This is a genomic window from Pseudomonas sp. NFACC02, from assembly GCF_900110765.1.
Taxonomy (GTDB): Bacteria; Pseudomonadota; Gammaproteobacteria; order Pseudomonadales; family Pseudomonadaceae; genus Aquipseudomonas.
Map to the genome: position 1 here is coordinate 1 of NZ_FOEO01000024.1, position 23,618 is coordinate 23,618.

The following is a 23,618-nucleotide window of genomic DNA, read 5'->3' on the forward strand; positions in this document are numbered from 1 at the left end:
TCAACCACTTGCGCTTCGTTCGACTTGGCGTCTCACGTCAGCGGGAGGCGAATTCTACAGCGTTACAACCTGCTGTCAACTGCCTTTTTCACCGCTGTCGATTCAGGCATCTGAACCGAAGCCCTTCTTCGCTGCTTACTTCGTCCAACTCGTTGATTATCAAGGAGTTTTCCGTTTCGTCTGCGCCGGAAGTGGGGCGAATTATAGAGAGATTCAGAGGAGCGTCAAGCACTTATTTGAACTTTTCTCAACATCATCCCCAAACGTGACCAGTGAGCAATATATTGCTCAAAGCGTCTTTCTTCAGCATCATGGCGACCTTTGTTCCTGTTTCTCACCGCCCGCGGATCCCTATAAAGAAATGAACCTCAAACAAAGCAGCCTGACTTCGGCCATCCTCCCTGTCGGCATGCTGTTAATCGCCATGGCGTCAGTACAGACGGGCGCCTCATTGGCAAAATCGCTCTTCCCCGTCGTAGGCGCTCAAGGGACTACGACCTTGCGGCTCATCTTCGCCAGTCTGCTCATGGTCTTGATCCTGCGGCCCTGGCGTACGACCTTCACCGCCAGCTCCCTGCGAACGGTGCTTATATACGGCATTGCGCTGGGCGGGATGAACTTCCTCTTCTACATGGCGATCCGCACGATTCCACTGGGCGTCGGCGTCGCGCTGGAGTTCACGGGGCCACTGGCTGTCGCATTGTTTCACTCGCGCAAGATCACCGACTTCATCTGGATTGCACTCGCAGTGACCGGCCTGGCACTGCTGATTCCCGTGGGACAAGCAAACAGCCTTGACCTCACCGGTACCTGTTATGCGTTGGGTGCCGGGGTGTGTTGGGCCGGGTACATCCTGGCTGGACAGAAGGCGGGTGCCGATCACGGCGTCCAGACGGCAGCACTCGGCGTTGTTATCGCGGCGTTATTCATTGCCCCGATCGGTGCGGCACATGCAGGCAGCGCCTTACTCAACGTGTCCCTTATTCCTGTAGCCCTTGGGGTGGCCATCCTTTCTACGGCACTGCCCTATACCCTGGAGATGATTGCATTGACCCGCATGCCGGTTCGTACGTTCGGCACGCTCATGAGCATGGAACCTGCGATCGGGGCACTCTCAGGTTTGCTGTTCCTACACGAAAGCCTGACGTTGACTCAATGGATGGCAATAGGCGCAATTATCGTGGCATCGGCGGGCGCAACGCTGACCGTGCGACCAGAACCGATAGCGCTGATGCCCTCAGACTGATTGATTTTTTCCATTCGTTACACGATGTCACTAGCATTTGTAACGATGTTGCGCCATGTTTACGTCCGAGCCCTCCTCCATGGCGGAGAACCACCCGGACGGGCAAGACTGTTGGCTTCAGGCAAGCGAGCGAATTCAAGGCTAGAGACTGAGCGGATGACTCCGGTCAGGTAAGGAAGTGAATGAAGTACATTTTAATAATAATGGCAGTGCTGACCGTCGCTGGATGCGCGGCCAGTTCCAAGCCAGTCATGAGCAAACGAGGCCTGCACATCAACTGCTCCGGACTGACCTCCTCCTGGGATAAATGCTACGAAATGGCGACCGACTCTTGCGAGTCGAAGCAGTATCGGGTTATTGCCAAATCGGGTGACTCGGCTGAGGATCAGGGAGACTTCCCTTTAGGACTGAACCCCGCCGGCTACACAAGCCGCAGCATGATCATCGTCTGCAAGAAACCGCAAAAGCCTTGATCCGCCCCCCCCAGACCGTTGATCTGCAGGCTCAGCAGGACAACGGCTGCGCCGTCGCCCCACGCCCCTCTCAAATAGCCCCCTTCCGTGTACCCCTGGCGCACGGCGCGTCTGCGATTGCACGCCTGATAAAGACCGGCACCGCCGTTCAGAACGGCGATGCCGGGACAGCAAGTCAGACAGCAGCGGTGCGGACATCCAGCCATGCCAGGGCAGCACCTTCAAGCAGTGGGCTCAAACGCTGTTTGACCTGAGCGTGATAAGCGTTCAGCCAGTCGCGCTCTTCCTGAGTCAGCAAACCCACTTCCAGGCAACGGGTGTCGATCGGACAGAGCGTCAGCGTTTCGAATTTCAGGAACTCGCCAAATTCGGTCTTGCCGGCCTCCTGATTGATCACCAGGTTCTCGATACGCACGCCCCATTGCCCAGGTCGATAGGTGCCTGGCTCAATGGAGGTGATCATTCCCGGCTGCATGGCGGTCTGCGGCGTAGCGGGTGCCTGATAGGCGATGACCTGGGGACCTTCGTGCACATTGAGGAAGTAGCCCACACCGTGGCCGGTGCCGTGGCCATAGTTGACGCCTTCGGCCCAGATCGGCGCGCGAGCGATAGCGTCCAGCAACGGTGAAAGAATGCCACGGGGAAACTGTGCGCGAGACAGTGCGATGACGCCCTTGAGCACACGTGTGCAATCACGTTTCTGCTCGACGGTCGGGGTGCCCACGGGCACCATCCGGGTGATGTCGGTAGTGCCGCCCAGATACTGACCACCGGAGTCGATCAGCAACAGGCCGTCGCCTTCGATCTGAGCGTGCTCTTCTTCCGTCGCACGATAATGCGGCATGGCACCGTTGCCATTGAAACCTGCGATGGTGGCGAAACTCTGCGACACGTATCCAGGCCGCTTCGCCCGGGCCGCACTGAGTTTTTCGTCAATGGTCAGCTCACTGACGGGTTCGTGCCCCAGCGCCGAATCCAGCCAGGCGAAAAACTCACACAACGCCGCGCCATCCTGCTCCATCGCCTGACGAATGTGGGCCGCATCCGCCTCGCTTTTTTGCGACTTGAACAGCGTCGTCGGGTTTAAGCCTTCTACGAGCGTCACTTCGCTGTCCAGATAATCGAGCAGGCCGCAGGTCACCCGCGCCGGATCAACCAGAAGGCGCGCCTCACGTGGAACTTCGCGCAGCGCGGCACCGATGCTGGTGTATTCACGCAAGGTAATGCCATCGCGCTCCAGCGTCTTACGCAAAGCGGGGTTCACCTTTTCAGAGTCCACGAAGAGGCTGACGCTGTCAGGTCCGATCAGCGCAAAGGAAATGAATACCGGGTTATAGGAAACATCTTCGCCACGCAGATTGAACAACCAGGCGATGTCATCCAGTGTCGCCAGGAAATGCCAGTCAGCGCCGCGCTCGGCCAGGACGCCACGCAGCCGGGCCAGCTTGTCGCTGCGCAACTGGGTGGCCTGCGGCGCCATGTGCTCATAAATAGCCTGGGTCGGCAGCGTCGGGCGCTCCTCCCACAACTCGGTCAGCAGATCGAGATCCGTGCGCAATCTGGCGCCCTTCGCATACAGATGACTGGCCAGTGTGCGCGAAGAGGCTACCGCCAGAACGGCGCCGTCGACAGCCACCACCGAATCGGCCTTGGCCTGCTCGGCCAGCCATTCAAGCGGGCCCGGTTGCCCCGGTTGCAGTTTGACCAGTTCGATACCGCTTCCTGCCAGCTCCTTGGTCGCTTGCTCCCAATAACGGCTATCAACCCAGACGCCTGCAAAGTCCTGAGTAACGATCAATGTCCCGACCGACCCATGAAAACCTGACATCCACTGCCGGCCTTGCCAATAACCCGGCAGGTACTCGGACAGATGGGGGTCGGCCGATGGCACCAGCCAGGCATCGATACCCTCGCGACTCATCAGGGCGCGCGCCTGTGCCAGACGTTGAGGCACCATTGCATTGGTTTTCGACTGCGTATTCATTGACTCTCCTGACACGGATTTTTTGCGTCTCACGACCAGATTCAGATAATGGCGGACGCATGGTTCAGGAGCAACCTCGCGCAAAGCGCGCTGGATGACGGACGCTCAAAGAAAAGACAGTACGGTTTTGTGCACGCTGACATACAGACGACATTGCCGGCCACTAAAAGTTGCAAGGACACTTCGTTATTTATTAACCCCAAAAACGGGTAAAACATAAACGAGACAGCGTCTTTATTACATGCATTAGAGCGCGTCGCAGTTTCTAACTTACACACCAACTTACGCATTCAAATAATGAGCGCCATAAATCCGCTCTCCCCCGCCCACGCCCATTTTCTGACGTTGGAAAAATGCCTTTTTGTCATTTTCCGCCGACACCAGGCCCCCCGCAGATAAGCGACCAAAAAGCGTCAGCGCACCGTGACAGGGCATTGATGTTTTTTTGACTGCCTTATAAATCAATGAGTTATCGATATTGATGACCCGCTTATCAAAAACTTAACAGAATGTTGGCGAAATAATTTGACAGAAACCGCGCCGACGTCGATATATATGCATGTCCATTGTTTTCATGTTGTGAGCAGCGTAGCCGCAGAGCTGCGCGCAGAAGACATTGCGATTTCATCACTCTGTACCTGCCAACGAAGTTAATGAACACCACGGTGCGTTGCTTGCGCCGGTGGGCATGTGTTGGCTTTAAGAAAATTCTCAAAATTACTGAAAGTGCTCGGTAGGGCGGTAGCTTTGCCCAACGAATTGATAAGACCGCTTTAACTCAAGCGTCCCTTAAAGACCGGCACTTTCAAAAGAACGGCAGGATCTGCAGATTCGGGCGGTAGCGTGCCTGATGCCAAAAAAACACCCTGCTGTGTCCTTTCCACTTTTCAAGAGGACGCGATGCAATGCCTTTATCTTTCGACATGGATGAGCAGCTGGTGCTACGCCTGGCTGACGAAATCGATAACAACGGCTTTGCAAAACTGAGCGGTGCCGTCACCGAGTCTGACCTGCAGCAGCTGCGCAGCTGGACTGACGAGCAAGCGCGCAAACACCAAGGCGAATACTTCGCGTATCACGGCGAAGCAATGCTCGGGGAAAGCCTGCTGGCGAGTTATTGGACCGATCCGCGCTTCAAGTCGCTGTTGGCCGGCCTCTACAGGCACGCTGCACAGACCGACGCCCCCAGCGACCGAATCTTCCCGGTACTGCGATGCGTACAGGGGAATCAAGGCAAACGTGAATCCAACAGTTTTCACTACGACGCCAGCCTGGTGACGGCCCTTATCCCCGTGTTCATCCCTACCGAAGGTGAAGAGCGCGGCGATCTGATGCTGTTTCCCAACATCCGTCGTGTGCGTGGCTGGGTGCTGTTCAACGTGCTGGAGAAGGCCCTGCTGCAAAACAAGTTCACCCGCAGCTGGATCATCAAGGGCATGCAGCGCAAATGGCTCAAGCCTTACGTCCTGCGCCTGGAGCCGGGCAACGTTTACTTCTTCTGGGGCTACCGCACCCTGCACGCCAATAAGCCGTGCGGCCCTGAGGTCAAGCGCGCTACAGCATTGTTCCATTTCGGCGACCCCCATACAGGAAGTCTGGCGACTCGCCTGATCCTCAGGATCAACCAAGGGCGGGCACGACGCATGAGCAACAAGGCCGGTAACCAGCCATCCGCTCCGACACGACGCTAGCCCGGCTCGAATACGTTCCCGCCTGCCCCATACAAAGCCTTAAGCATTGCGTCAGAAATGGAGAATTCGATGATCAACGTAACCAAAACCTACCTGGGCGATATCGACAAGTTCAAGACTTACGTCGAAGGCATCTATTCCCGCGGCTGGCTGACCAACCATGGCCCGTTGGTATGTGAACTGGAACAGCGCCTCAAGGACTATCTTGGGGTCAAGCACGTTATCCTCACCAACAACGGTACCCTGGCGCTTCAGGTGGCCTATCGCGCGCTGGGCCTGAGCGGCAGCGCCGTGACCACACCGTTCAGCTTTGTGGCCACCAGCAGTTCGCTGCAATGGGAAGGCATTCGCCCGATCTTCGCCGACATCGACGCGCAGACCTGGAACATTTCTCCAGAGCACATCGAAAGCCGCATCGTGTCGGACACCACGGCCATCGTCGGCACTCACGTATTCGGTAACCCTTGCGCCGTTGAACGCATCGAAGAAATCGCCCGTCGCCGCAATCTTAAAGTGGTGTACGACGGCGCCCACGCGTTCGCCGTGCGTCACGCCGGTCAGTCGGTGCTGAATTGGGGCGATATCAGCACGCTGAGCTTCCACGCCACCAAGCTGTTTCACACCATTGAAGGCGGCGCGATCATCACCAATGACGACGAGCTCGCACGTCGCGTACACCTGCTGTGCAACTTCGGCATCGTTGACGTCGACAAGATCGACGGCATCGGCATCAACGCCAAGCTCAACGAATTCTCGGCCGCGATGGGCCTGTGCATCCTCGACGACATCGAGAACATCCTTGAGCAGCGCGCAGAAATCGCTCACCGCTATACCACGCGCCTGGGCGATTACGTCGACCTGCAAAAGCCGGAAGACGACAGCCAGCTCAACAACAGCTACTACCCGATCGCGCTGAGTGACGAACAACAGCTGTTGCGTCTGCGCAGCGCCCTGAACACCAACGGCATCAACCCTCGTCGTTACTTCTACCCGTCGCTGGACACGCTGGAGTACCTGCAACCGCAGGCAGCGCAGACCGCATCGCGCTCCTTGAGCGAACGCGTGCTGTGCCTGCCGATCTATCCGGGCCTGCAACTGGAAGATCAGGAGCGCGTCATCAATACCGTGATCGCCGAGTGCAGTCTGGGCCGCGCGGCGTACCGCGCGCCTAACCTGGCACAGGTCATCTAGTACCCGGCTCTGGAAGATGCCTACGTTTTGGCGAGAAAGGACACCCCATGCAAACCAAGCGCTCAGTCATACGCAACACTGCGTTGAGCTATGCAGGACAGGCCTACACGCTGCTGGTGGGCATCCTGATCATGCCGTTCTACCTCGGCCACATGGGTGCCGAGGCCTACGGCCTGATCGGATTCTTCTCGGTGCTGCAGGCCTGGCTGCAATTGCTGGACGCGGGCTTGTCACCCAGCCTGGTCCGGGCCGTGGCGCATCAACAAGGCGCCGACCTCGCCGACCGGCATGCGGGACGCCTGTTGCGCTCGTTCGAAATCATTTTCCTGCCGCTGGCCAGTCTGTGCTGCATCGCAATGTACCTGGGCAGTGACTGGATCGCGGTGCGCTGGCTCAATGCCAAGGAGCTCTCGACACAGACGCTGGTCGAGTGCATCAGCCTGATGGGCATCGTGGTTGCGCTGCGTCTGTACTCGACGCTTTATAAAAGCGGGATTCAAGGCCTTGAACAACACGCCTGGCTGAACATCGCCAACGTCGTCATCGCAACCTTGCGCTACTTCGGCGGATTGTTCCTGGTGAGCACGATTTCCAGCGACCCGGTGCTGTTTTTCGAATTTCAAGTGTTGGTGGGTGTGGTCGAAACCTTGATCTTCGCCGCCCGCGCCTACCAACAGATGCCGACGCCCTCGTGGCTGACCGGTTTTGACTGGCAACTGGTCAAGCCGATCATCCCGTTTGCGGCGAGCATGTCGGGCACTGCGGTGTTGTGGATCGTGTTGACTCAGATCGACAAGGTGCTGCTGTCCGAGCTTCTGCCACTCAACGAGTACGGTTACTTCTCGCTGGTGGCGCTGATCACCACCGGCATCATGATGTTGAGCAATCCTCTGGCGCAGACGTTGTTGCCGCGCCTGACGGTGCTGATGGCCGAAGGACGCCGCGATGACATGCACGCCTTGTTCCTCGCGGCCAACCGCTTTGTCTGCACGTTCCTGTTTCCGTTGGCGGCGCTGATTGCCTTGCACGCTCACGAGATGGTGTACGCCTGGTCGGGCGACGAACCGGCCGCTCAATGGAGCCGGTCGGTGTTGCCATGGTATTCGCTGGGCAGCGCAATCATGGCGGTCAGCGCCTTCCAGTTTTACCTGCAATACGCGTATGGACAGATGCGGTTGCACGTCTGGTACAGCGTTGTGTCAGCGGCGATCACGGTGCCAACGATGTTCCTCGCCATTCAGTATCAAGGCGCTTTTGGTGCTGCGATCGCCTGGTTCGTCCTGCGTCTGGTGTCGTTCGCCATCTGGCCAATGATCGTTCATCAGCGACTGGCGCCGGGCATTCACAGCCTGTGGCTGCGCGACATCATCCGCATCAGCGTGATGACCGCTGTGGGTCTGGCGATCAGTGAGCCGGTGTTACGCATGATCGCCAGTGAAAGCCGCATTAATACGTTTTTGGGTCTGGCCGTTAGCGGCCTGATCACGCTGATGGTGGTAGCAGCAAGCTACAAGCCACTGGTGACGAGGATTTCCGTCCTGTTCAGCAAACCGAGTCTCTAAACCGAGTACAAAGCCATGGATGCTAATAGCAAAAAGACGAGCCTTTCGCCGTCCGCCGCACCCCTGGTCAGCATTGTCTGCCCAGCCTACAACCAGGAAGCCTATGTCGCTCAGACACTGGAAGGCTTTCTGATGCAGCAAACAACGTTTGACTTCGAGATCCTTGTCAACGACGACGCTTCCACGGACGGAACAGCCCGCATCATTGCTGATTACGTCAAGCGCTACCCGACGTTGATCCGCCCCTTCTATCACGAGACGAACCAGTATTCGCAAGGCAACCCTCCGGTACCGCGCCTCTTCGGCGAGGCCCGCGGCCGCTACATCGCCTACTGCGAAGGCGACGATTACTGGACGGACCCGCGCAAACTGCAGATCCAGGTGGACTTTCTCGAAAACCACCCCGATTACGTCCTGACTTACCACGACGCCATCTCCTTCGACACCAACGGTCAATACGGCATTCAGCTGCAAGGCGAACTGCGCGCTGACGCCACAGCCCTGGCATTGCAAAAGGCGCGGCCGATTTCGACGCTGACCACCGTGTTTCGCAACGTCTTCGACTCACTGCCCAAAGAGCTCTCTGCAGCGCCTTTGAACGATCTGGTCTGGTGGTCGCTGCTGGGTGCCTACGGCAAAGGCAAGTTCATGGGAGAGGTCAAGCCTGCGATGTATCGCCTGCACCCGGGCGGTGTGTTTTCCATGCGCTCGAACAAGCGAAAACTGCACATGGCCTTGCAGACGTCCGGCGCGCTGGCCAACTACTACAACCGCCTCGGGAACGATGAACTCTACGAGTACTTTCTGATGGAGCTCGTTGGCTATTCGCTCTCCGCGATCACCCCTGCGCGTAAGGTCCAGACCCTGCTGCAAGTCGGACGAAATTTCAGCACCAACATCGGCAAGAGACTGATGACGACGCTTAACAAAGGTCATGTTCAGTAACGTACTGGTGGTCTGCGTCGGCAATATCTGTCGCAGCCCCATGGCCGAAGCCATGTTCCGACAACGCGTTCAGAACGACCGCATCGCGATCTCGTCGGCAGGCACTCACGCCATGCTCAGCTCAACCATGGACCCGCTGGCCCGCGCCGTGTTGCAAGTCAACGGTGTCCCGGCTCACCGACACAAGAGCCGCCAGGTGGTGCGGCAAATGCTCTACGACGCGGACTTGATCCTGTTGATGGAGCACCGCCAGACCCAAAGCGTTCTGAAGCTCGCCCCCGAGGTGCGTGGAAAGACGTTTCTGATTGGCAAATGGCAACAAGAACTGGAAATAGCCGACCCGTACCGGCGCCCGAAACTAGCCTTTGAACAGACCTACGAGCAGCTTTCGCGTTGCGTCGACGACTGGCTTCCTTATCTTCAGTCAGGAGATCCAAGATAAATGACCGCTATGAACCGTACTTCCCTGGACGAGGTCCAGGACTCCCGGATCGATTTGGCGACTATCTTGCGCACACTTTTCGATCACAAGGGAATGATTGCATCGATCATCGGTGTCTGCGTCCTGATTGGCGTGACTTACGCCATACTCGCGACGCCGATCTACCAGGCGAACGCGATGATCCAGATCGAGCCGAAGAAAATCGGCATCGAGGGCCGCACCGAGATCAGCGCCAAGCCATTGTCGGTCTCCCAAGCAACCACCGAAATCGAACTGATCAAATCCCGCGCGGTGCTGGGCAAGGTCGTCGAAGACCTGAAGCTCAATATCATTCAGAAACCCAAATACGTGCCGGGCATTGGCGACTATATGGCCCGTCACTTCAAGCCTGATCACGAAGGTGAACTGGCCGCTCCTCTGTTCGGTCTGGACAGCTACGCATGGGGTGGCGAGAAGATCGACATCTTCCAGCTGGAAGTGCCTGACGCTCTGCTGGGCGAAAAGCTGACCATGGTGGTGGACAAGCCGGGCAGCTTCAGCCTGTATGACGAAGACCACAACAAACTGCTCAGCGGCCCGGTCGGTCAAACCGTCGAAGGCAGCGGCGTGAAGATTCAGGTCGCTACGCTCAATGGTCGTCCCGGCACCGAATTCAGGGTGATGCGTCAGCGCACCCTGACTGCCGCGCTGGATTATCAGGACCGTTTGAAGATCATTGAAGCCGGCAAGGACTCGGGGATCGTTTACCTGTCGATTCAGGACGCCAATCCTGCGTTGGCCAAACGCATCCTCAATGACGTCAGTCGCCTGTATGTGCGTCAGAACGTTGAACGCAGTTCGGCCGAAGCCGCGCAGCGTCTGGAATTCCTGCGTTCGCAACTGCCTGCCGTGCGCAAGCAGCTGGAACAGTCGGAAATCGCCTTGAACAATTTTCAGACCAGCGCCAAGTCGGTCGACCTGAGCGTGGAGACCAAATCGGTCCTCGATCAGGTGGTCAAGCTGGAAGGGACGCTGTCTGACCTGAAGATGAAACGCGTTGACGTCGAGCGCCTGTATACACCCGAGCACCCGACCTACCGCAGCCTGATGACTCAGATCGGCCAGGTGGAGGCCCAGAAAGCCGCGCTGCTGAAGAAAATCGAAACCCTGCCTGCCACCCAACAGGAACTCCTGCGCCTGACGCGCGACATGCAAGTCACCTCGCAGACCTACACCCTGTTGCTGGACAAGAGTCAGGAGCAAGACATTCTTCGCGCCGGCAGCATCGGCAACGTGCGCATCATCGACAACGCCGATGCCAACGTCGAGGAGCCGGTCAAGCCGATGAAGAAAATCATCGTGCTGGTCGCCGCCCTTGTCGGTCTGCTGCTGGCCGTCGCCACCGTGTTCGTCCGTCAAGCGTTCTATCGCGGTGTGGATAACCCGGAAGTCATCGAAAACCTGGGCATGCCGGTCTACGCATCGCTGCCGTATTCGCGGCAGCAGGAGCGCCTGGACAAGGCAAGCCAAAGCCGCAGTGGCAGCAAGGAGCCTCGCCTGCTCAGTGTCAGCGCACCTACGGAGCTGGCGATCGAATCCCTGCGCAGCCTGCGCACCAGTCTGCATTTCGCAATGCTCGAAGCGCGCAACAACGTGCTGATGATTTCCAGCCCGACGCCGGGCGTGGGCAAGTCGTTCGTCTCCAGCAACCTGGCGGTGATCATCGCCCAGACCGGCAAACGCGTGCTGCTGATCGACGCCGACATGCGCAAAGGCTACCTGCACAAGCTGTTCAACCTGACGCCCAAGCACGGTCTGTCCGACACGCTGGCCGCCCGTTTGAAGAGCAGTGAAGTGATCAATCACACCGAAGTGCGCAACCTGGACTTCATTTCCTGTGGTTTCGCGGCACCTAACCCGTCCGAGTTGTTGATGCATGACAACTTCAACAAGTTGATCAGCGATCTGTCGCCGCTGTACGACCTGGTGATCGTCGACACCCCGCCGATCCTGGCCGTCACGGACGCCACGCTGGTGGGTCGCCAATCCGGCACATGCCTGTTGGTCACCCGGTTCGGCCTGAGCACCGCCAAGGAAATCGAAGCGTGCAAACGTCGCCTGATGCACAACGGCATCCTGATCAAGGGTGCGATCTTCAACGGTGTTCTGCGCAAAGCCTCGACCGCTGACTATGACTGCGCAGCTTATGGCTACGACTACACCACGGTTCGTAAATGATCCGGTGGTGAAGTCACTGAAAGTTAAAGGAGACGTATTGATGGCCAGGACCATTGCAGTGATGCAACCCTATCTCTTTCCTTATCTGGGTTACTTTCAGCTCATCGCCGCTGCAGACGTCTTCGTCCTGGGAGACGATCTGCAATATGTGCGGTCCGGCTGGGTTAACCGCAACCGCATTCTGCATAACAACGAAGCACGGCTGATCACCTTTCCGCTGAAGAAAGACCGCTTCCAGTTGCAGATCAATCAGCGGCAACTCTGCGATCACTTCAGCGATGAGGCCGAGCGGCTGATTCGCCTGATTGCCGAGAGTTATCAGCAAGCGCCCTACTTCGCTCAGGTGATGCCGCTGGTCGAGCGCCTGATCCGGTTTCCACAGCAGAACATTTCACTGTACGCCGAACATGCAATTCGTGAGATGTGTGCTTATCTACACATCGTGACGCCGATCATGCGCAGTTCTGACCTGATTCTTGGCAGCCCTGTCGACAAACAGGAGCGCATTATCCGCATTGCCCACACCTTTGAGGCAACGACGTTCATTACGCCCGAAGGTGGATCGGTGGTGTACGACCGCGATCACTTTGCGCGTAACCGCTTGCTGGTGAGGTTCTTCCGGATGGATCCGGTGGAGTATCGGCAGTTCAGACAACCTTTCGTCGCCAACCTGTCTATCATCGACGTCCTGATGTTCAACTGCATCGAACAGGTCCAGCACATGCTGACGCAATATCGGCTGGACAAGCATCCGCCCGCTGCCAGGCCCGGTGTGCTGGCCAGACTGACGCAACACCCTGAGTTGGTTTCAACCCTGTCGAACCAGATTGCAGTGGAGTGAAGAATTATGTCTCAAGCCGACAGCATCTCGAGCCGCCCAGCGCGCTGGTATCTGATTCAAACCAAACCTCGCCAGGAAGGCCGTGCTCAGGAACACCTGCAGCGTCAGCACTTCGAATGTTACCGACCGGTCAAGCATGGCGAGAAGAAACGCGGCTCGCGCGGTGCATCCGAAGAAGAGCTGTTCCCCGGCTACCTGTTCATCCGCATGGACCAGACCCACGATAACTGGTACCCGATCCGTTCCACCCGGGGCGTGGCGCGCATCGTGACCTTCGGCGGTCTGCCTGTGCCGGTGAAAGACGAACTGATCGAACAGATCCGTGAACGCTTGCTCGCGCCGCCGCCGAAAGAAGCCTTTCAGCACGGTGACACGGTGCGGATCACGGCGGAGGGCTTCAACGATGTCGAGGCGATTTTCCTTGCCGCCGACGGTGATGAACGCGCGGTGATCCTGCTCAACCTGCTGCAGCGCGAACAGAAAGTGACCTTGCCGGTCAGCAGCCTGTCGCGGATAGAAGCGCGGGTTTGATCTGATGCCTGCGGCCGTCTGGAGCGCATCCAGACGTTTCGCCGCGATACCTGTAGGAGCGAGGCTTGTCCCGCGATCGGCGGGGAACCCGTCGTAAAACCAGAAAATGCGGTTTGTCTGATCCACCGCATGCAAAGATTGACTGCCGGTTCCCGGCAGATCGCGGGACAAGCCACGCTCCTACAGAGCTGCCTTGACAACACTCCAGATTCCCACGGGGCTGACGCTTTCAGCCTCTTGAACCCTCTTCGCCCGGAACTCACCATGACCCACAAGACCACGCTGGTGACGCTCACCTATGGTGATCGTTTCAACTACCTGCACACCCTCGTCAGTCGATCACTGGAAAGCCCGTTGATCGACCGTGTGATCATCGTCAGCAATGCCTCCACCGCGCCACTGGACACCCTGCGGCGGACCTGGCCGGATCAGGTCAGCGTCATCTACCTGCATGAAAACACGGGATCGGCCCGTGGTTATTCCGTGGGTATCCAGGCCGCACTGGATGCGGGCGCCGAGCACATCTGGCTGATGGACGATGACAACGCACCGACGATCAATGCCATTGCGACGCTGCATAAGGTGCTCGAAGAACGCAAGATCATAGACGGCGAAGACAAGGCCGCCGTGCTGGGGTTTCGCCCCACGCATCAGGCCGACATTGCCGCCGGAGTGCCGAAGCGTTTCGCGATTCAACTGCGCTCCAGCTTCTTCGGTTTCCACATCGCGCAACTGCCTTACAAGATCTGGCGTCGGCTGCCATGGGGTGCGCCGCAAAGTCCGCAGCGCAAACTGCCGATGGTCCAGCTGCCGTTCGCGACTTACGGCGGCCTGCTCGCCCACCGCAATCTGTATCGCAGGATCGGTCTGCCGCTGGACGCGCTGCTGCTCTACGCCGACGACAGTGAATACACCTGGCGCATCACGGCCGGTGGCGGTCGGATCTTTCTGGTTCCGGATGCCGTGCTCGATGACCTGGAGAACTCCTGGAACATCAAGGCCCGAACCAACAACATCTACGAAAGTTTCCTGTTGGGCGGTTCGGACTTGCGCGCTTACTACGGCGCACGGAACCAGGCCTGGTTCGACAAGAACATCTGGGCCAACTCGTCGCTGCTGTACAGCCTCAATCGCTGGGTGTTCTTCCGGCTGTTGCGGTTGATTGCCAAACGGCGTGGCGCTGAAGAGCGTCTGGGTTTGATCGAAAAAGCCATCCGTGACGGTGAGTCCGGGGTACTGGGTCTGAATCAGTCGTATCCATTATGAAAATACTGTTCATCAGCAGCCTGTATTCACCTCATGTCGGGGGTGGCGCGGAGATCATTCTTCAGCGCACCGTCGAGGGCCTGCAACAACGCGGCTGCCAGGTCAGCGTGCTGGTGACCGGTCCGGATGCGGGCCTGTCCACCGACACCGTGAATGGGGTGAAGGTCTACCGCGCCGGCCTGCATAACTTTTACTGGCAGTTCAGCGCGCAACGTCCGGGACGCCTGGCGCGCCTGGGCTGGCACCTGCGTGACCGTTACAACGGCGCCATGCGTCGCTATGTCAAGCGCGTGATCAGGGACGAGCAGCCACAATTGGTCGTGTGCCACAACCTCGCAGGATGGTCGGTGTCGGTGTGGGACGAAATCACGGCGGCCAGGCTGCCGATTGTTCAAGTGCTGCACGACATGTACCTGATGTGCCCGGGCAGCAACATGTTCAAACGCGGTCAGTGCTGCCAGCAGCCATGCAGCAGTTGCCAGTCGTTTCGCAAGGGCCACGATGCACGTTCGGCACAGGTATCGGCGGTGGTGGGCGTCAGCCAGTTCATTCTCGACACGCTGCAAAAGCGCGGTTATTTCAGCGCGGCGAAGGCGTATGTGGTGCATAACGCCAGCCCGTATGCCGCAGTGCAGAACTCGCCGAGCAAGCAGCGCCAGCTGGACCCGTCGATGAAAAAGGCGCCTCTGCGTTTCGGCTATATGGGCACCCTGTCCGAGCAGAAAGGCGTACGCTGGCTCATCGAACAGTTTCAGCGTCTGCCGTTCGACGCGACGCTGCAGCTTGCCGGGCGTGGTCAGGCCTGCGATGAAGCCGCGTTCAAAGCGCTGGCGACATCGCCAAACATCCGTTTCGTCGGTTATCAGACACCCGAAGCGTTTTACAGCCAGATCGATGTCGCTATCGTGCCGTCCCTCTGGAACGAACCGTTCGGCATGGTCGCAGTCGAGGCCTGTGCGCACTCGGTACCCGTCATCGCCAGCCGCATGGGCGGGTTACCGGAAATCATCCAGGACCCGCTCAACGGTTTGCTGTGCACCCCGAATGATCCCGATTCGCTGGGGCACGCGATGCTACGCCTGCATCAACAACCGGACCTGCTGGCCCGCTTGAGCAGTCAGGCACGTGTCAGTGTCGCGGCGCTGCTGAATCTGGAGCTGATGCTCGACAGCTACGAGAGCATCTTCACCCAGACGCTACAGGACAACACGGTGCACCGCGACCCGGCCTTGCCCCACACGGTTTGACGACGCCCGGCCAAGCGTTCGCGCGATGCCGATCCATTTGCTGACGGCCCGAGACCTACCTGAGCATGCGCTCCGGACCGTGCCTCTTCATTGAGACAAGCCATGCCCATCAAACGCCTGACGAGGTTACGACGACATTCCGCGTTTCTACTGCTGGGCTGGTTCATCAGTTGCTCGAGCATGGCCGACGAGACGTTCATCATCGGGGTCGATACCCACCTGATGAACAAAAGCACGACGTCAGCCAAGGCGTTGCAATTGCTCGAAGCGGCGGGTGTGGATTCGGTGCGCGATGACGCTTACTGGTCCAGCGCCGAGCCCCGACGAGGTTTGATGAGAATAGAGCCCGCCTGGCAGGCGTACTTGAGTAAGGCTCAGGAACACCATCTGCGGCCGTTGCTGGTGCTCGGTTACGGCAACCCGTTCTACGACAACTACGCCAAACCGCGAAAACCCAACGTGCGTGAGGCGTATGGCAACTACATCAGCTTTGTGACCAGACAGCTGACCGACAGCGTGGATTTCTACGAGATCTGGAACGAATGGGACAAAGAGAATCCCGTCGATCCAGCGTTTGCCAGGGATTACAGCGTCCTTGTCGAAGAAGCGTCCCGACGCATTCGCAGCAATCAGAGACCGATGGTGATCCTGGCAGGCGCGGTCACCAGCCAGGGGATGGATCTGGGATTTGCCGACCGGCTGGTCGAGTCCGGGATCCTCAATCATGTCGACGGCTTGTCGCTGCATCCTTATGTGCATTGTCGCTCGGATGAACGCAACACCCCGGAGAATTGGATTGCCTGGCTCAGGCGGATCAACGAAGACCTCAAGGAGAAGACAAAAAACAAAACGGACGTGCCGTTGTATCTGACCGAAATGGGCTGGCCCAGCAACACAGGACGATGCGGCGGCGACGAGAAGACCCAGGCAGCGTTTCTGGCACGCAGCTTCTTTCTGGTCCAGACGATGCCGAACATCAAAGGCATGTGGTGGAACGGCCTGCTCAATGACGGTCCCGACAGCAGTGACCCCGAGCAGAACTTTGGTTTGCTGACCCAGGACCTGAGCCTCAAGCTGGCTTACCTGACGCTGAAGGCGATCAGCCCGACGCTGCATCAGTTCCGCTATGACGCCGAGAAGAGTCGCGAGATCGACTCGCAGTATCTTCTAAGGTTTGCCCGGGGCTCGGATCAGATAATGGTCGCCTGGACGGCCGGATTGCCCAGGCCCATCAAGGTCGACGCCAGCAGTGTGTTGCGTGGCAATGTGCAGTACATCGACACCCGCCAGCCTCAAAACGGCCAGGTCGACAGCGGCATTCCATGGAACTGCAACGAAGGACGTTGTTCGGCACAGGTACCGATCGACGAATTCCCGAAAATAATAAGCCTGGGCACCCGCCCGGCCCTGTTCGCCTTGCCCTGATTCGCTCTTCATCTTTTTCATGTCCGTATTGAAAGCCCCCCTTCACTCAGGGCGCTTCCGGACCTTTGCGCCGCCTATGACTCATCTATCTCTTCAACAGGTCGCCTACCATGATTGTGATCAATGCACGCTTTCTCACTCAGGAGCTGCGCGGCGTTCAACGCTTCGCAGAGCAGATCTGCCTGGCGCTCAAACAGCAACGTGACGACGTGGTCTTCGTCGCCCCGCATGGCATCAAGATGCACGACAGCGCCAAGGCACTGGACGTGCAGTGCATCGGTCGTAACAACGGCCACCTGTGGGAACAGCTGGACCTGCCGCTTTACTTGAAACGCCATGGCAGCCCGCTGCTGATTTCGTTGTGCAGCACCGCACCGCTGTTCTATGGCAATCAGATTGCAACCCACCACGACGTGACCTACGTGCGTCATCCGGAAAGTTACACCCGCACATTCCGCATGCTCTACCGGACGATGACACCGATCATGCTGTCGCGAATCAAAGCGCTGCTGACCGTCAGCAATTTCTCGAAGGGCGAGATATCGCAGTTCTACAACTACTCGGAAAAGAAAATCTTCGTGGTGCCCAACGCCGTGAGCGGGGCCTTTCAGCCCGGGCCGCCCCTCAAGGATCAGCCGGAATACCTGCTGGCCGTGTCTTCACCCAGCGCGCACAAAAACTTCAGCCGGATGATTCAGGCGTTTCTCATGCTGCGCGACCACGATGACCTGGAGTTGCACATCGTGGGTGGCGCCAGTGACGTGTTCGCCGATGACAACCTGCAACGCCTGGCCAGCCGTGACCGGCGCATTCGCTTTCTCGGCCGGTTGAGCGATGACGACCTGATCGCTCAATACCAGGGCGCCACGGCGTTCATCTTTCCGTCGCTGTACGAGGGTTTCGGCATCCCGCCGCTGGAAGCGCAAGCCTGTGGTTGCCCGGTGCTGGCCGCCAACGCCGCGTCGATTCCCGAAGTGCTGCAGGCCAGCGCCTTGTATTTCGACCCGATGGACGTCACGCATATGGCCTCGGCCATGGAGCGGATTCTCACGGATCTACCGCTTCGTCAGTCATTGCGGCGGCGCGGGCTGAACAATGTGGCGCGCTTTTCCTGGGACGAATCGGCACGGCGCATCTCGCAACGCATCGATGCGTTACTGAACAAGCCCAAGGATCGTCGCGCCAACACCGGCAATGACGCCTTGCGTCGTGAATCCTCCAGCAAGCTTTGAGGCATGCCCATGAAACGTCTGGCCTATCTCGACGCGATGCGTGGCATCGCAGCGTTGATGGTGGTGTTCACCCACCTGTTCTTGCCGGTCATCGGCCATGTCTGGGTCTTTGACTACCTGATCGATCCCGGCAAGCTCGGCGTGCTCTGGTTTTTCATGATCAGCGGCGTGGTGATTCCATACAGCCTCAAGCCGGTACCCGACGGTGCACGGCGTTTTCTGATCTCGCGCTTCATGCGCTTGTATCCGGCGTACTGGGTATCGCTGCTGCTGTTCGTGGTGATGCTGGGCCTGACCGGTGCTCCCCTGCCCCCGCTCAGGCAGATCGTCGCCAACCTGACGATGGTGCAAGCGGCACTGGGTTTCGACGATGTGATCGGTCTGTACTGGACGCTGTTCATCGAATTGGTGTTCTACGGGCTGTGCCTGGCGCTGTTCATCAGCGGCAAGCTGTACGACCAGACGTTTCGCGCCCGATGCTCACTGGCGTTTCTGCTGATGGCATTGGCGATGGCCGTGGTTCGCGCGTTCACCGAACGCAAACTGCCCGTGGCCCTGCCGCTGGCGCTGGCGCTGATGTTCTTCGGTTCGATCTGGCGCCAGTGGTTGCTGGCCGAACACAGCCAGGAACTGACACGTAACCTGAAAATGCTGCTGATTGCCTTCGGGGTGCTGCTGCCACCGACGCTGATCATGGCGTACCACCAGGACATGGGCAACGGGGAAACCTGGGGCCGTTACTGCATCACCTACGCGGTGGCGATCAGCAGTTTTCTGCTGCTGACCCGCAGCGTGCGTCTGGACCACCCCGCTCTGGTGTGGTTGGGCGCGGTGAGCTACTCGCTGTACCTGTTGCACCCAACGATGGGAATGCTGGCCGAGTTCGTACTGGCACGCACCGGGTCTTCGGCGCTGATCATCGCGCTGTTCGCCACGCTGTTGACCCTGGGCGCCGCTCATCTGTGTTTCCAGTACATCGAATCGCCTTTTATCCAGCTTGGAAAACGCCTCAATAATCGCAAAGCCAAGACGCAACCGGTAAGCGTCTGAAGTAGAGCCTGCGCAAATATCAACGCTTTGGGGAAATCCTCGCGAGCTTCGCTCGACGTGCCGGATTTCTGTAAGCCGTTACTGCAGAGAATTCCAATGAAAATCGCAATCGTCCACGACTGGCTGGTGACGTATGCCGGTGCCGAAAGGGTTTTGGCATCGTTGATTAAAATCTGGCCCGAGGCGGATCTGTTTTCCGTCATCGACTTTCTCAGCGACCAGGACCGCGCCCAACTGGGCGGCAAGGTCGCCACCACAACGTTCATTCAGCGTCTGCCCAAAGCCAAAACCAAATACCAGCGCTATCTGCCTTTGATGCCAATGGCGATCGAGCAGCTCGACCTGTCTGGCTACGACCTGATCATCAGCAGCAGCCACGCGGTGGCCAAGGGCGTACTCTGCGGCCCGGATCAACTGCACATCAGTTACGTGCACTCGCCCATTCGCTACGCCTGGGACCTGCAGCACCAGTACCTGAAAGAAGCCAACATGAGCACCGGCTTCAAAGGCAGAGTGGCGCGAATGATCCTGCATTACATGCGCATGTGGGACCAGCGCACCGCTGCGGGCGTGGACGACTTCATCGCCAACTCGCACTTCATCGGCGCGCGGATCACCAAGTCGTACCGCCGCGAGTCGACCGTGATTTATCCGCCGGTCGACACCCGCGGCTTCACGATCCAGGAAGACAAGCAGGACTACTACTTCACTGCCTCGCGCATGGTGCCCTACAAGCGCATGCCGATGATCGTCGAAGCCTTCGCAGCGATGCCGGACAAGCGTCTGGTCATGGTCGGTGACGGTCCGGAAATGGAAAAGGCCAAGGCCATTGCCGCCAACGCGCCCAATGTCACTCTGCTCGGTTACCAGCCGTTCGCGGTGTTGCAGGAACACATGCGCAACGCCAAGGCGTTTGTATTTGCCGCTGAAGAAGACTTCGGCATCAGCCCGGTGGAAGCCCAGGCCTGCGGCACGCCTGTCATTGCCTTTGGCAAGGGCGGTGTGCTGGAAACGGTCTGCGGACTGGATCACCCGCAACCGACCGGGGTGTTCTATCAGGAACAAAGTGTGCCGTCGCTGATTGCGGCGATAGAGACGTTCGAGGCCTCCGGTGATCGCATTACCGCGCAAGCCTGCCGCGCCAACGCCGAGCGTTTCAGCGAAGCGCGCTTCGAACAGGAAATGCGGCAATTCGTCGAACTGCGCCTGAGCGCCTCGCGCCAGGCACGCCTGTCCATGCAGGTGCGGGCGACTCAGGTTCCTCCGACGCTGGTCGCACCGACGTTACTTGCCAACGATGTATCCGCCCGCGTTGTTCCGATCAAATCCGTCTGAGCGAGCAAAGAATATGAGTACACCCCTGCGTGGCATCTTGCATGCTCATCAATCAACGCTGTCCGTCGCCCACCGTTTGCTGGACCTGGCGGTCATCACCCTCGGCGGTTACAGCATCAATCTGTTCACCGACACGCCGATGAGCACCGAAACGTGGATGCAGATTCTGCTGGCCGCCGTGGCCTTTCACTGGCTGGCCGAGTATCACCAGTTGTACGGCTCATGGCGTGGCGAACGCATCCTGCGTGAACTGCTGAAGGTCGCCAACTATTGGGGACTGGCGTTCGTCCTGCTGCTGTTCGTGGACTATATGCTGCTGCAGCCCGACAGGCTGGCGGACAACAGTCAGATGGCCTGGTTTGCCAGTGTTCTGATCGCACTGTGCGGCTATCGTCTGGCCATTCGCAGTCTGCTGCATACGTTGCGTAGCCATGGATTCAACACCCGGCGCGTGGCCATCGTCGGCACGGGCCAGTGTGGCGAACGACTGGCGTTGTCCATTGAACGTGCGCCCTGGATGGGCCTGAACCTGCTGGGGTTTTACGACGAGTCTCCGGAGCAGATGGACCTGGCGCGCATCGGACGACGCATTCCGGTGCTGGGCGATCTGGACACCCTTATCCAGGACGCGCGTGACGGCAAGATCGACAAGGTCTACATCACCCTGACCCTGGGCGAGCAAGCACGTCTGCAGGCGTTGATCAAAGGCCTGAGCGACACCACCGCTTCGGTCTACGTGATTCCAGACGTGTTCATGTTCGAGCTGCTGCACGCCCGCAGCGAAAGCATCAACGGCCTGCCGAGCATCAGCATTTTCGACTCGCCCATGGACGGCGCCTGGAGCATGGTCAAGCGCGTGGAAGACATTGTGCTGTCGAGCGTGATCCTGACGATGATCGCCCTGCCCTTGATGCTGATTGCGTTGGCGATCAAGTTCACGTCTCCGGGCCCGGTGCTGTTTCGTCAGCGTCGGTATGGCCTGGACGGCCGTCCGATCATGGTCTGGAAATTCCGCAGCATGAGCGTGCAGGAAAACGGCGCGGTGGTGACCCAGGCCACGCGCAACGACAGCCGCATCACGCCACTGGGCGCGTTCCTGCGCCGCACGTCACTGGATGAACTGCCCCAATTCTTCAACGTGCTGCGCGGCGACATGTCCATCGTCGGCCCGCGCCCTCACGCGGTGGCGCACAACGAGCAATACCGCAAGCAGGTGTCGGGCTACATGTTGCGGCACAAGGTCAAGCCGGGCATCACGGGCTGGGCACAGATCAATGGCTGGCGTGGCGAAACCGACACGCTGGACAAGATGCAGAAACGCGTGGAATTCGACCTGCAGTACATCGAGCACTGGTCGGTCTGGCTGGACATGAAAATCATCCTGCTGACGCTCTTCAAAGGCTTCGTCAACAAGAACGCCTTCTAAAGCTCGTTAAAAAAAGAATATCTGCCAATAACAACAGAGATGGCCGATGGCTACTAAGCTCGGCGGGAGGTGCTTGAGTGTCTGAACGAATGTGATCCGAAGTTCGGTGTAAGTAAGGGATGCAACGAAATCACTGCGGTGCCAGTACGCACCTTTTAGGATTAAGAAGGAACATTCATATGAAAGTAACGTTAGCGGTAGTGCTGCTTTCCAGTCTGGTTTTGCAAGGCTGCGCATTCGCCCCAGGTCAATACATGTCCCTCGATGATGTAACCGATAAAGACCCGGACGGCCCCGCGGTCACGCTCGTCAATATCACCCCGACCACCCTGGCCCAGCAGCAGAAATCCGCAGCGGCGCTGGCCAAGCCCTTGCCGCCTGAACTGATGAATTACAAGACGCCTGAATACATCGTCGGCCCAGGCGATACCTTGCTGGTCACCGTGTTCGAACACCCTGAACTGACCGCTCCGGGTTCCCAGGATCAGCTCGACGCGAACACCCGGGAGGTGCTGCACGATGGCACCGTGTTCTTCCCTTACGTCGGCCGTATTCAGGCAGGGGGCAAGACCGTTTCCCAGATTCGCGAACAACTGCGCATGGGCCTGGCGCCTCAGTACACCGAGGTCAAGGTCGACGTCAAAGTGCTGCGTTACAACAGTCAGCGTGTCCTGCTGTCAGGTGCCTTCAAAACACCTGGCCCGCAGCCAATCACGAATATTCCGCTGAGCCTGGTTCAGGCCATCAGCCAGGCGGGTGTCGATCTGACCGACGCCAACCTCGCCGGATTGACGTTGCGTCGTGACGGCAAGGATTACGTGATCGACGTCGATTCGCTCAACCGCAAGGATTCGCAGCTGAGCAAGATCTACCTGAAAGACGGTGACTATCTGCACCTGAACAGCAACTCGAAGAACAAGATTTATGTGTTGGGCGAGGTTCAGCGTCCGCAGGTGATCTCGTTCAGCACCACCAGCGTAACGCTGCTTGAGGCGCTGGGTACGTCCGGTGGCTTGAGCCCGGACGCTGCCGACGGTGATGCGGTGTATGTGATTCGCGCGCAGGATGCGACGCATTCGGCCACGGTGTATCACCTGAGTGCGAAAAAGCCGACCGCCTATGCGCTGGCGAAAGGTTTTGAGCTGGCGGCGCAGGATGTGGTGTTCGTGGGGCCTGCGAACATTACCCGTTGGAGCCGTTATGTGAGCCAGTTGTTGGGTTCGAACAACATCATCCAGACCGGTGCGATGTTCCGGAACTGATGGCTGTTTCAAGCGGCAATTTTCGGGTTGTCGGTTGAAAGCAAGACGAAAGCAAAAAATCCCCGCAGTGGCCGACTGCGGGGATTTTTTTTGGGCTTTTGTTGGGGGTGAGGGGCTGGGTTTGGCGGGGTGGGTCGGGGGTTTGGCATTGGGAGGGTGGGCAGATCCATTTTCTCGGGTGGCGCCGATTCACCTTTCCGCCCCTCCGGCGGGTCACTTTTGAAAAGGCACCAAAAGTAACCAAAAGTGCCC

20 protein-coding genes are annotated in these 23,618 nt (G+C 58.5%); 18 read left to right on the forward strand and 2 right to left on the reverse strand.

Annotation, left to right across the window (positions count from 1 at the left end; genetic code table 11):
* Nucleotides 1-361 precede the first annotated feature (361 nt).
* Both rhtA and BMY73_RS18325 read left to right on the forward strand, forming a co-directional pair.
* Nucleotides 362-1,246 carry a threonine/homoserine exporter RhtA gene (rhtA, locus tag BMY73_RS18320; protein ID WP_092408840.1) on the forward strand — a complete coding sequence of 295 codons (885 nt, stop codon included), beginning with the start codon at nucleotides 362-364 and terminating at the stop codon, nucleotides 1,244-1,246.
* A gap of 182 nt (nucleotides 1,247-1,428) precedes the next feature.
* Nucleotides 1,429-1,719, forward strand: coding sequence for a hypothetical protein (locus BMY73_RS18325; protein WP_062390570.1), 291 nt, complete (start codon nucleotides 1,429-1,431; stop codon nucleotides 1,717-1,719).
* A 175-nt stretch (nucleotides 1,720-1,894) separates the two neighbouring features.
* Here BMY73_RS18325 and BMY73_RS18330 read toward each other — a convergent pair whose 3' ends face one another.
* Complete coding sequence (locus tag BMY73_RS18330; RefSeq protein WP_092408842.1) at nucleotides 1,895-3,703, reverse strand: aminopeptidase P family protein; 1,809 nt, start codon at nucleotides 3,701-3,703, stop codon at nucleotides 1,895-1,897.
* A 282-nt stretch (nucleotides 3,704-3,985) separates the two neighbouring features.
* Nucleotides 3,986-4,168, reverse strand: coding sequence for a hypothetical protein (locus BMY73_RS28045; protein ID WP_139214251.1), 183 nt, complete (start codon nucleotides 4,166-4,168; stop codon nucleotides 3,986-3,988).
* Between the two features lie 440 nt (nucleotides 4,169-4,608).
* On the opposite strand from BMY73_RS28045, the gene BMY73_RS18335 reads away from it, so the two are divergent.
* The 16 genes from BMY73_RS18335 (at nucleotide 4,609) to BMY73_RS18410 (ending at nucleotide 23,366) form a co-directional block, all read left to right on the forward strand.
* Nucleotides 4,609-5,394 (forward strand): hypothetical protein, encoded by a 786-nt coding sequence (locus tag BMY73_RS18335; RefSeq protein ID WP_175500208.1) that lies wholly within the window; start codon nucleotides 4,609-4,611, stop codon nucleotides 5,392-5,394.
* A 69-nt stretch (nucleotides 5,395-5,463) separates the two neighbouring features.
* Nucleotides 5,464-6,585: a DegT/DnrJ/EryC1/StrS family aminotransferase gene (locus tag BMY73_RS18340; RefSeq protein WP_062390567.1), complete on the forward strand. Its 1,122-nt coding sequence runs from the start codon at nucleotides 5,464-5,466 to the stop codon at nucleotides 6,583-6,585.
* Nucleotides 6,586-6,632: 47 nt separating this feature from the next.
* Nucleotides 6,633-8,147, forward strand: a complete 1,515-nt coding sequence (locus BMY73_RS18345) for a lipopolysaccharide biosynthesis protein (protein ID WP_092408846.1) — start codon at nucleotides 6,633-6,635, stop codon at nucleotides 8,145-8,147.
* A gap of 15 nt (nucleotides 8,148-8,162) precedes the next feature.
* Nucleotides 8,163-9,092: a glycosyltransferase family 2 protein gene (locus BMY73_RS18350; protein ID WP_092408848.1), complete on the forward strand. Its 930-nt coding sequence runs from the start codon at nucleotides 8,163-8,165 to the stop codon at nucleotides 9,090-9,092.
* Nucleotides 9,082-9,534 (forward strand): low molecular weight protein-tyrosine-phosphatase, encoded by a 453-nt coding sequence (locus BMY73_RS18355; RefSeq protein ID WP_092408850.1) that lies wholly within the window; start codon nucleotides 9,082-9,084, stop codon nucleotides 9,532-9,534. Before BMY73_RS18350 ends, BMY73_RS18355 begins: the two co-directional genes overlap by 11 nt.
* Nucleotides 9,535-11,751: a polysaccharide biosynthesis tyrosine autokinase gene (locus BMY73_RS18360; protein ID WP_062390559.1), complete on the forward strand. Its 2,217-nt coding sequence runs from the start codon at nucleotides 9,535-9,537 to the stop codon at nucleotides 11,749-11,751.
* A 40-nt stretch (nucleotides 11,752-11,791) separates the two neighbouring features.
* Nucleotides 11,792-12,592 (forward strand): WbqC family protein, encoded by an 801-nt coding sequence (locus tag BMY73_RS18365; RefSeq protein ID WP_062390557.1) that lies wholly within the window; start codon nucleotides 11,792-11,794, stop codon nucleotides 12,590-12,592.
* Between the two features lie 6 nt (nucleotides 12,593-12,598).
* Nucleotides 12,599-13,123, forward strand: coding sequence for a transcription/translation regulatory transformer protein RfaH (rfaH, locus tag BMY73_RS18370; protein WP_062390555.1), 525 nt, complete (start codon nucleotides 12,599-12,601; stop codon nucleotides 13,121-13,123).
* Nucleotides 13,124-13,387: 264 nt separating this feature from the next.
* Nucleotides 13,388-14,389, forward strand: a complete 1,002-nt coding sequence (locus BMY73_RS18375) for a glycosyltransferase (protein ID WP_062390553.1) — start codon at nucleotides 13,388-13,390, stop codon at nucleotides 14,387-14,389.
* Nucleotides 14,386-15,636, forward strand: a complete 1,251-nt coding sequence (locus BMY73_RS18380; protein WP_062390550.1) for a glycosyltransferase family 4 protein — start codon at nucleotides 14,386-14,388, stop codon at nucleotides 15,634-15,636. Before BMY73_RS18375 ends, BMY73_RS18380 begins: the two co-directional genes overlap by 4 nt.
* A 102-nt stretch (nucleotides 15,637-15,738) precedes the next feature.
* Nucleotides 15,739-17,061 (forward strand): hypothetical protein, encoded by a 1,323-nt coding sequence (locus BMY73_RS18385; protein ID WP_062390548.1) that lies wholly within the window; start codon nucleotides 15,739-15,741, stop codon nucleotides 17,059-17,061.
* A gap of 110 nt (nucleotides 17,062-17,171) precedes the next feature.
* Nucleotides 17,172-18,293, forward strand: a complete 1,122-nt coding sequence (locus BMY73_RS18390; RefSeq protein ID WP_082061004.1) for a glycosyltransferase family 4 protein — start codon at nucleotides 17,172-17,174, stop codon at nucleotides 18,291-18,293.
* A 9-nt stretch (nucleotides 18,294-18,302) separates the two neighbouring features.
* Nucleotides 18,303-19,343, forward strand: a complete 1,041-nt coding sequence (locus tag BMY73_RS18395) for an acyltransferase family protein (RefSeq protein WP_175500209.1) — start codon at nucleotides 18,303-18,305, stop codon at nucleotides 19,341-19,343.
* A gap of 96 nt (nucleotides 19,344-19,439) precedes the next feature.
* Nucleotides 19,440-20,678: a glycosyltransferase family 4 protein gene (locus BMY73_RS18400; RefSeq protein ID WP_062390543.1), complete on the forward strand. Its 1,239-nt coding sequence runs from the start codon at nucleotides 19,440-19,442 to the stop codon at nucleotides 20,676-20,678.
* Between the two features lie 13 nt (nucleotides 20,679-20,691).
* On the forward strand, nucleotides 20,692-22,104 hold the full coding sequence (locus BMY73_RS18405) for an undecaprenyl-phosphate glucose phosphotransferase (RefSeq protein WP_092408854.1): 1,413 nt from the start codon (nucleotides 20,692-20,694) through the stop codon (nucleotides 22,102-22,104).
* A 179-nt stretch (nucleotides 22,105-22,283) separates the two neighbouring features.
* Nucleotides 22,284-23,366 carry a polysaccharide biosynthesis/export family protein gene (locus BMY73_RS18410; RefSeq protein ID WP_092408856.1) on the forward strand — a complete coding sequence of 361 codons (1,083 nt, stop codon included), beginning with the start codon at nucleotides 22,284-22,286 and terminating at the stop codon, nucleotides 23,364-23,366.
* Nucleotides 23,367-23,618 lie beyond the last annotated feature (252 nt).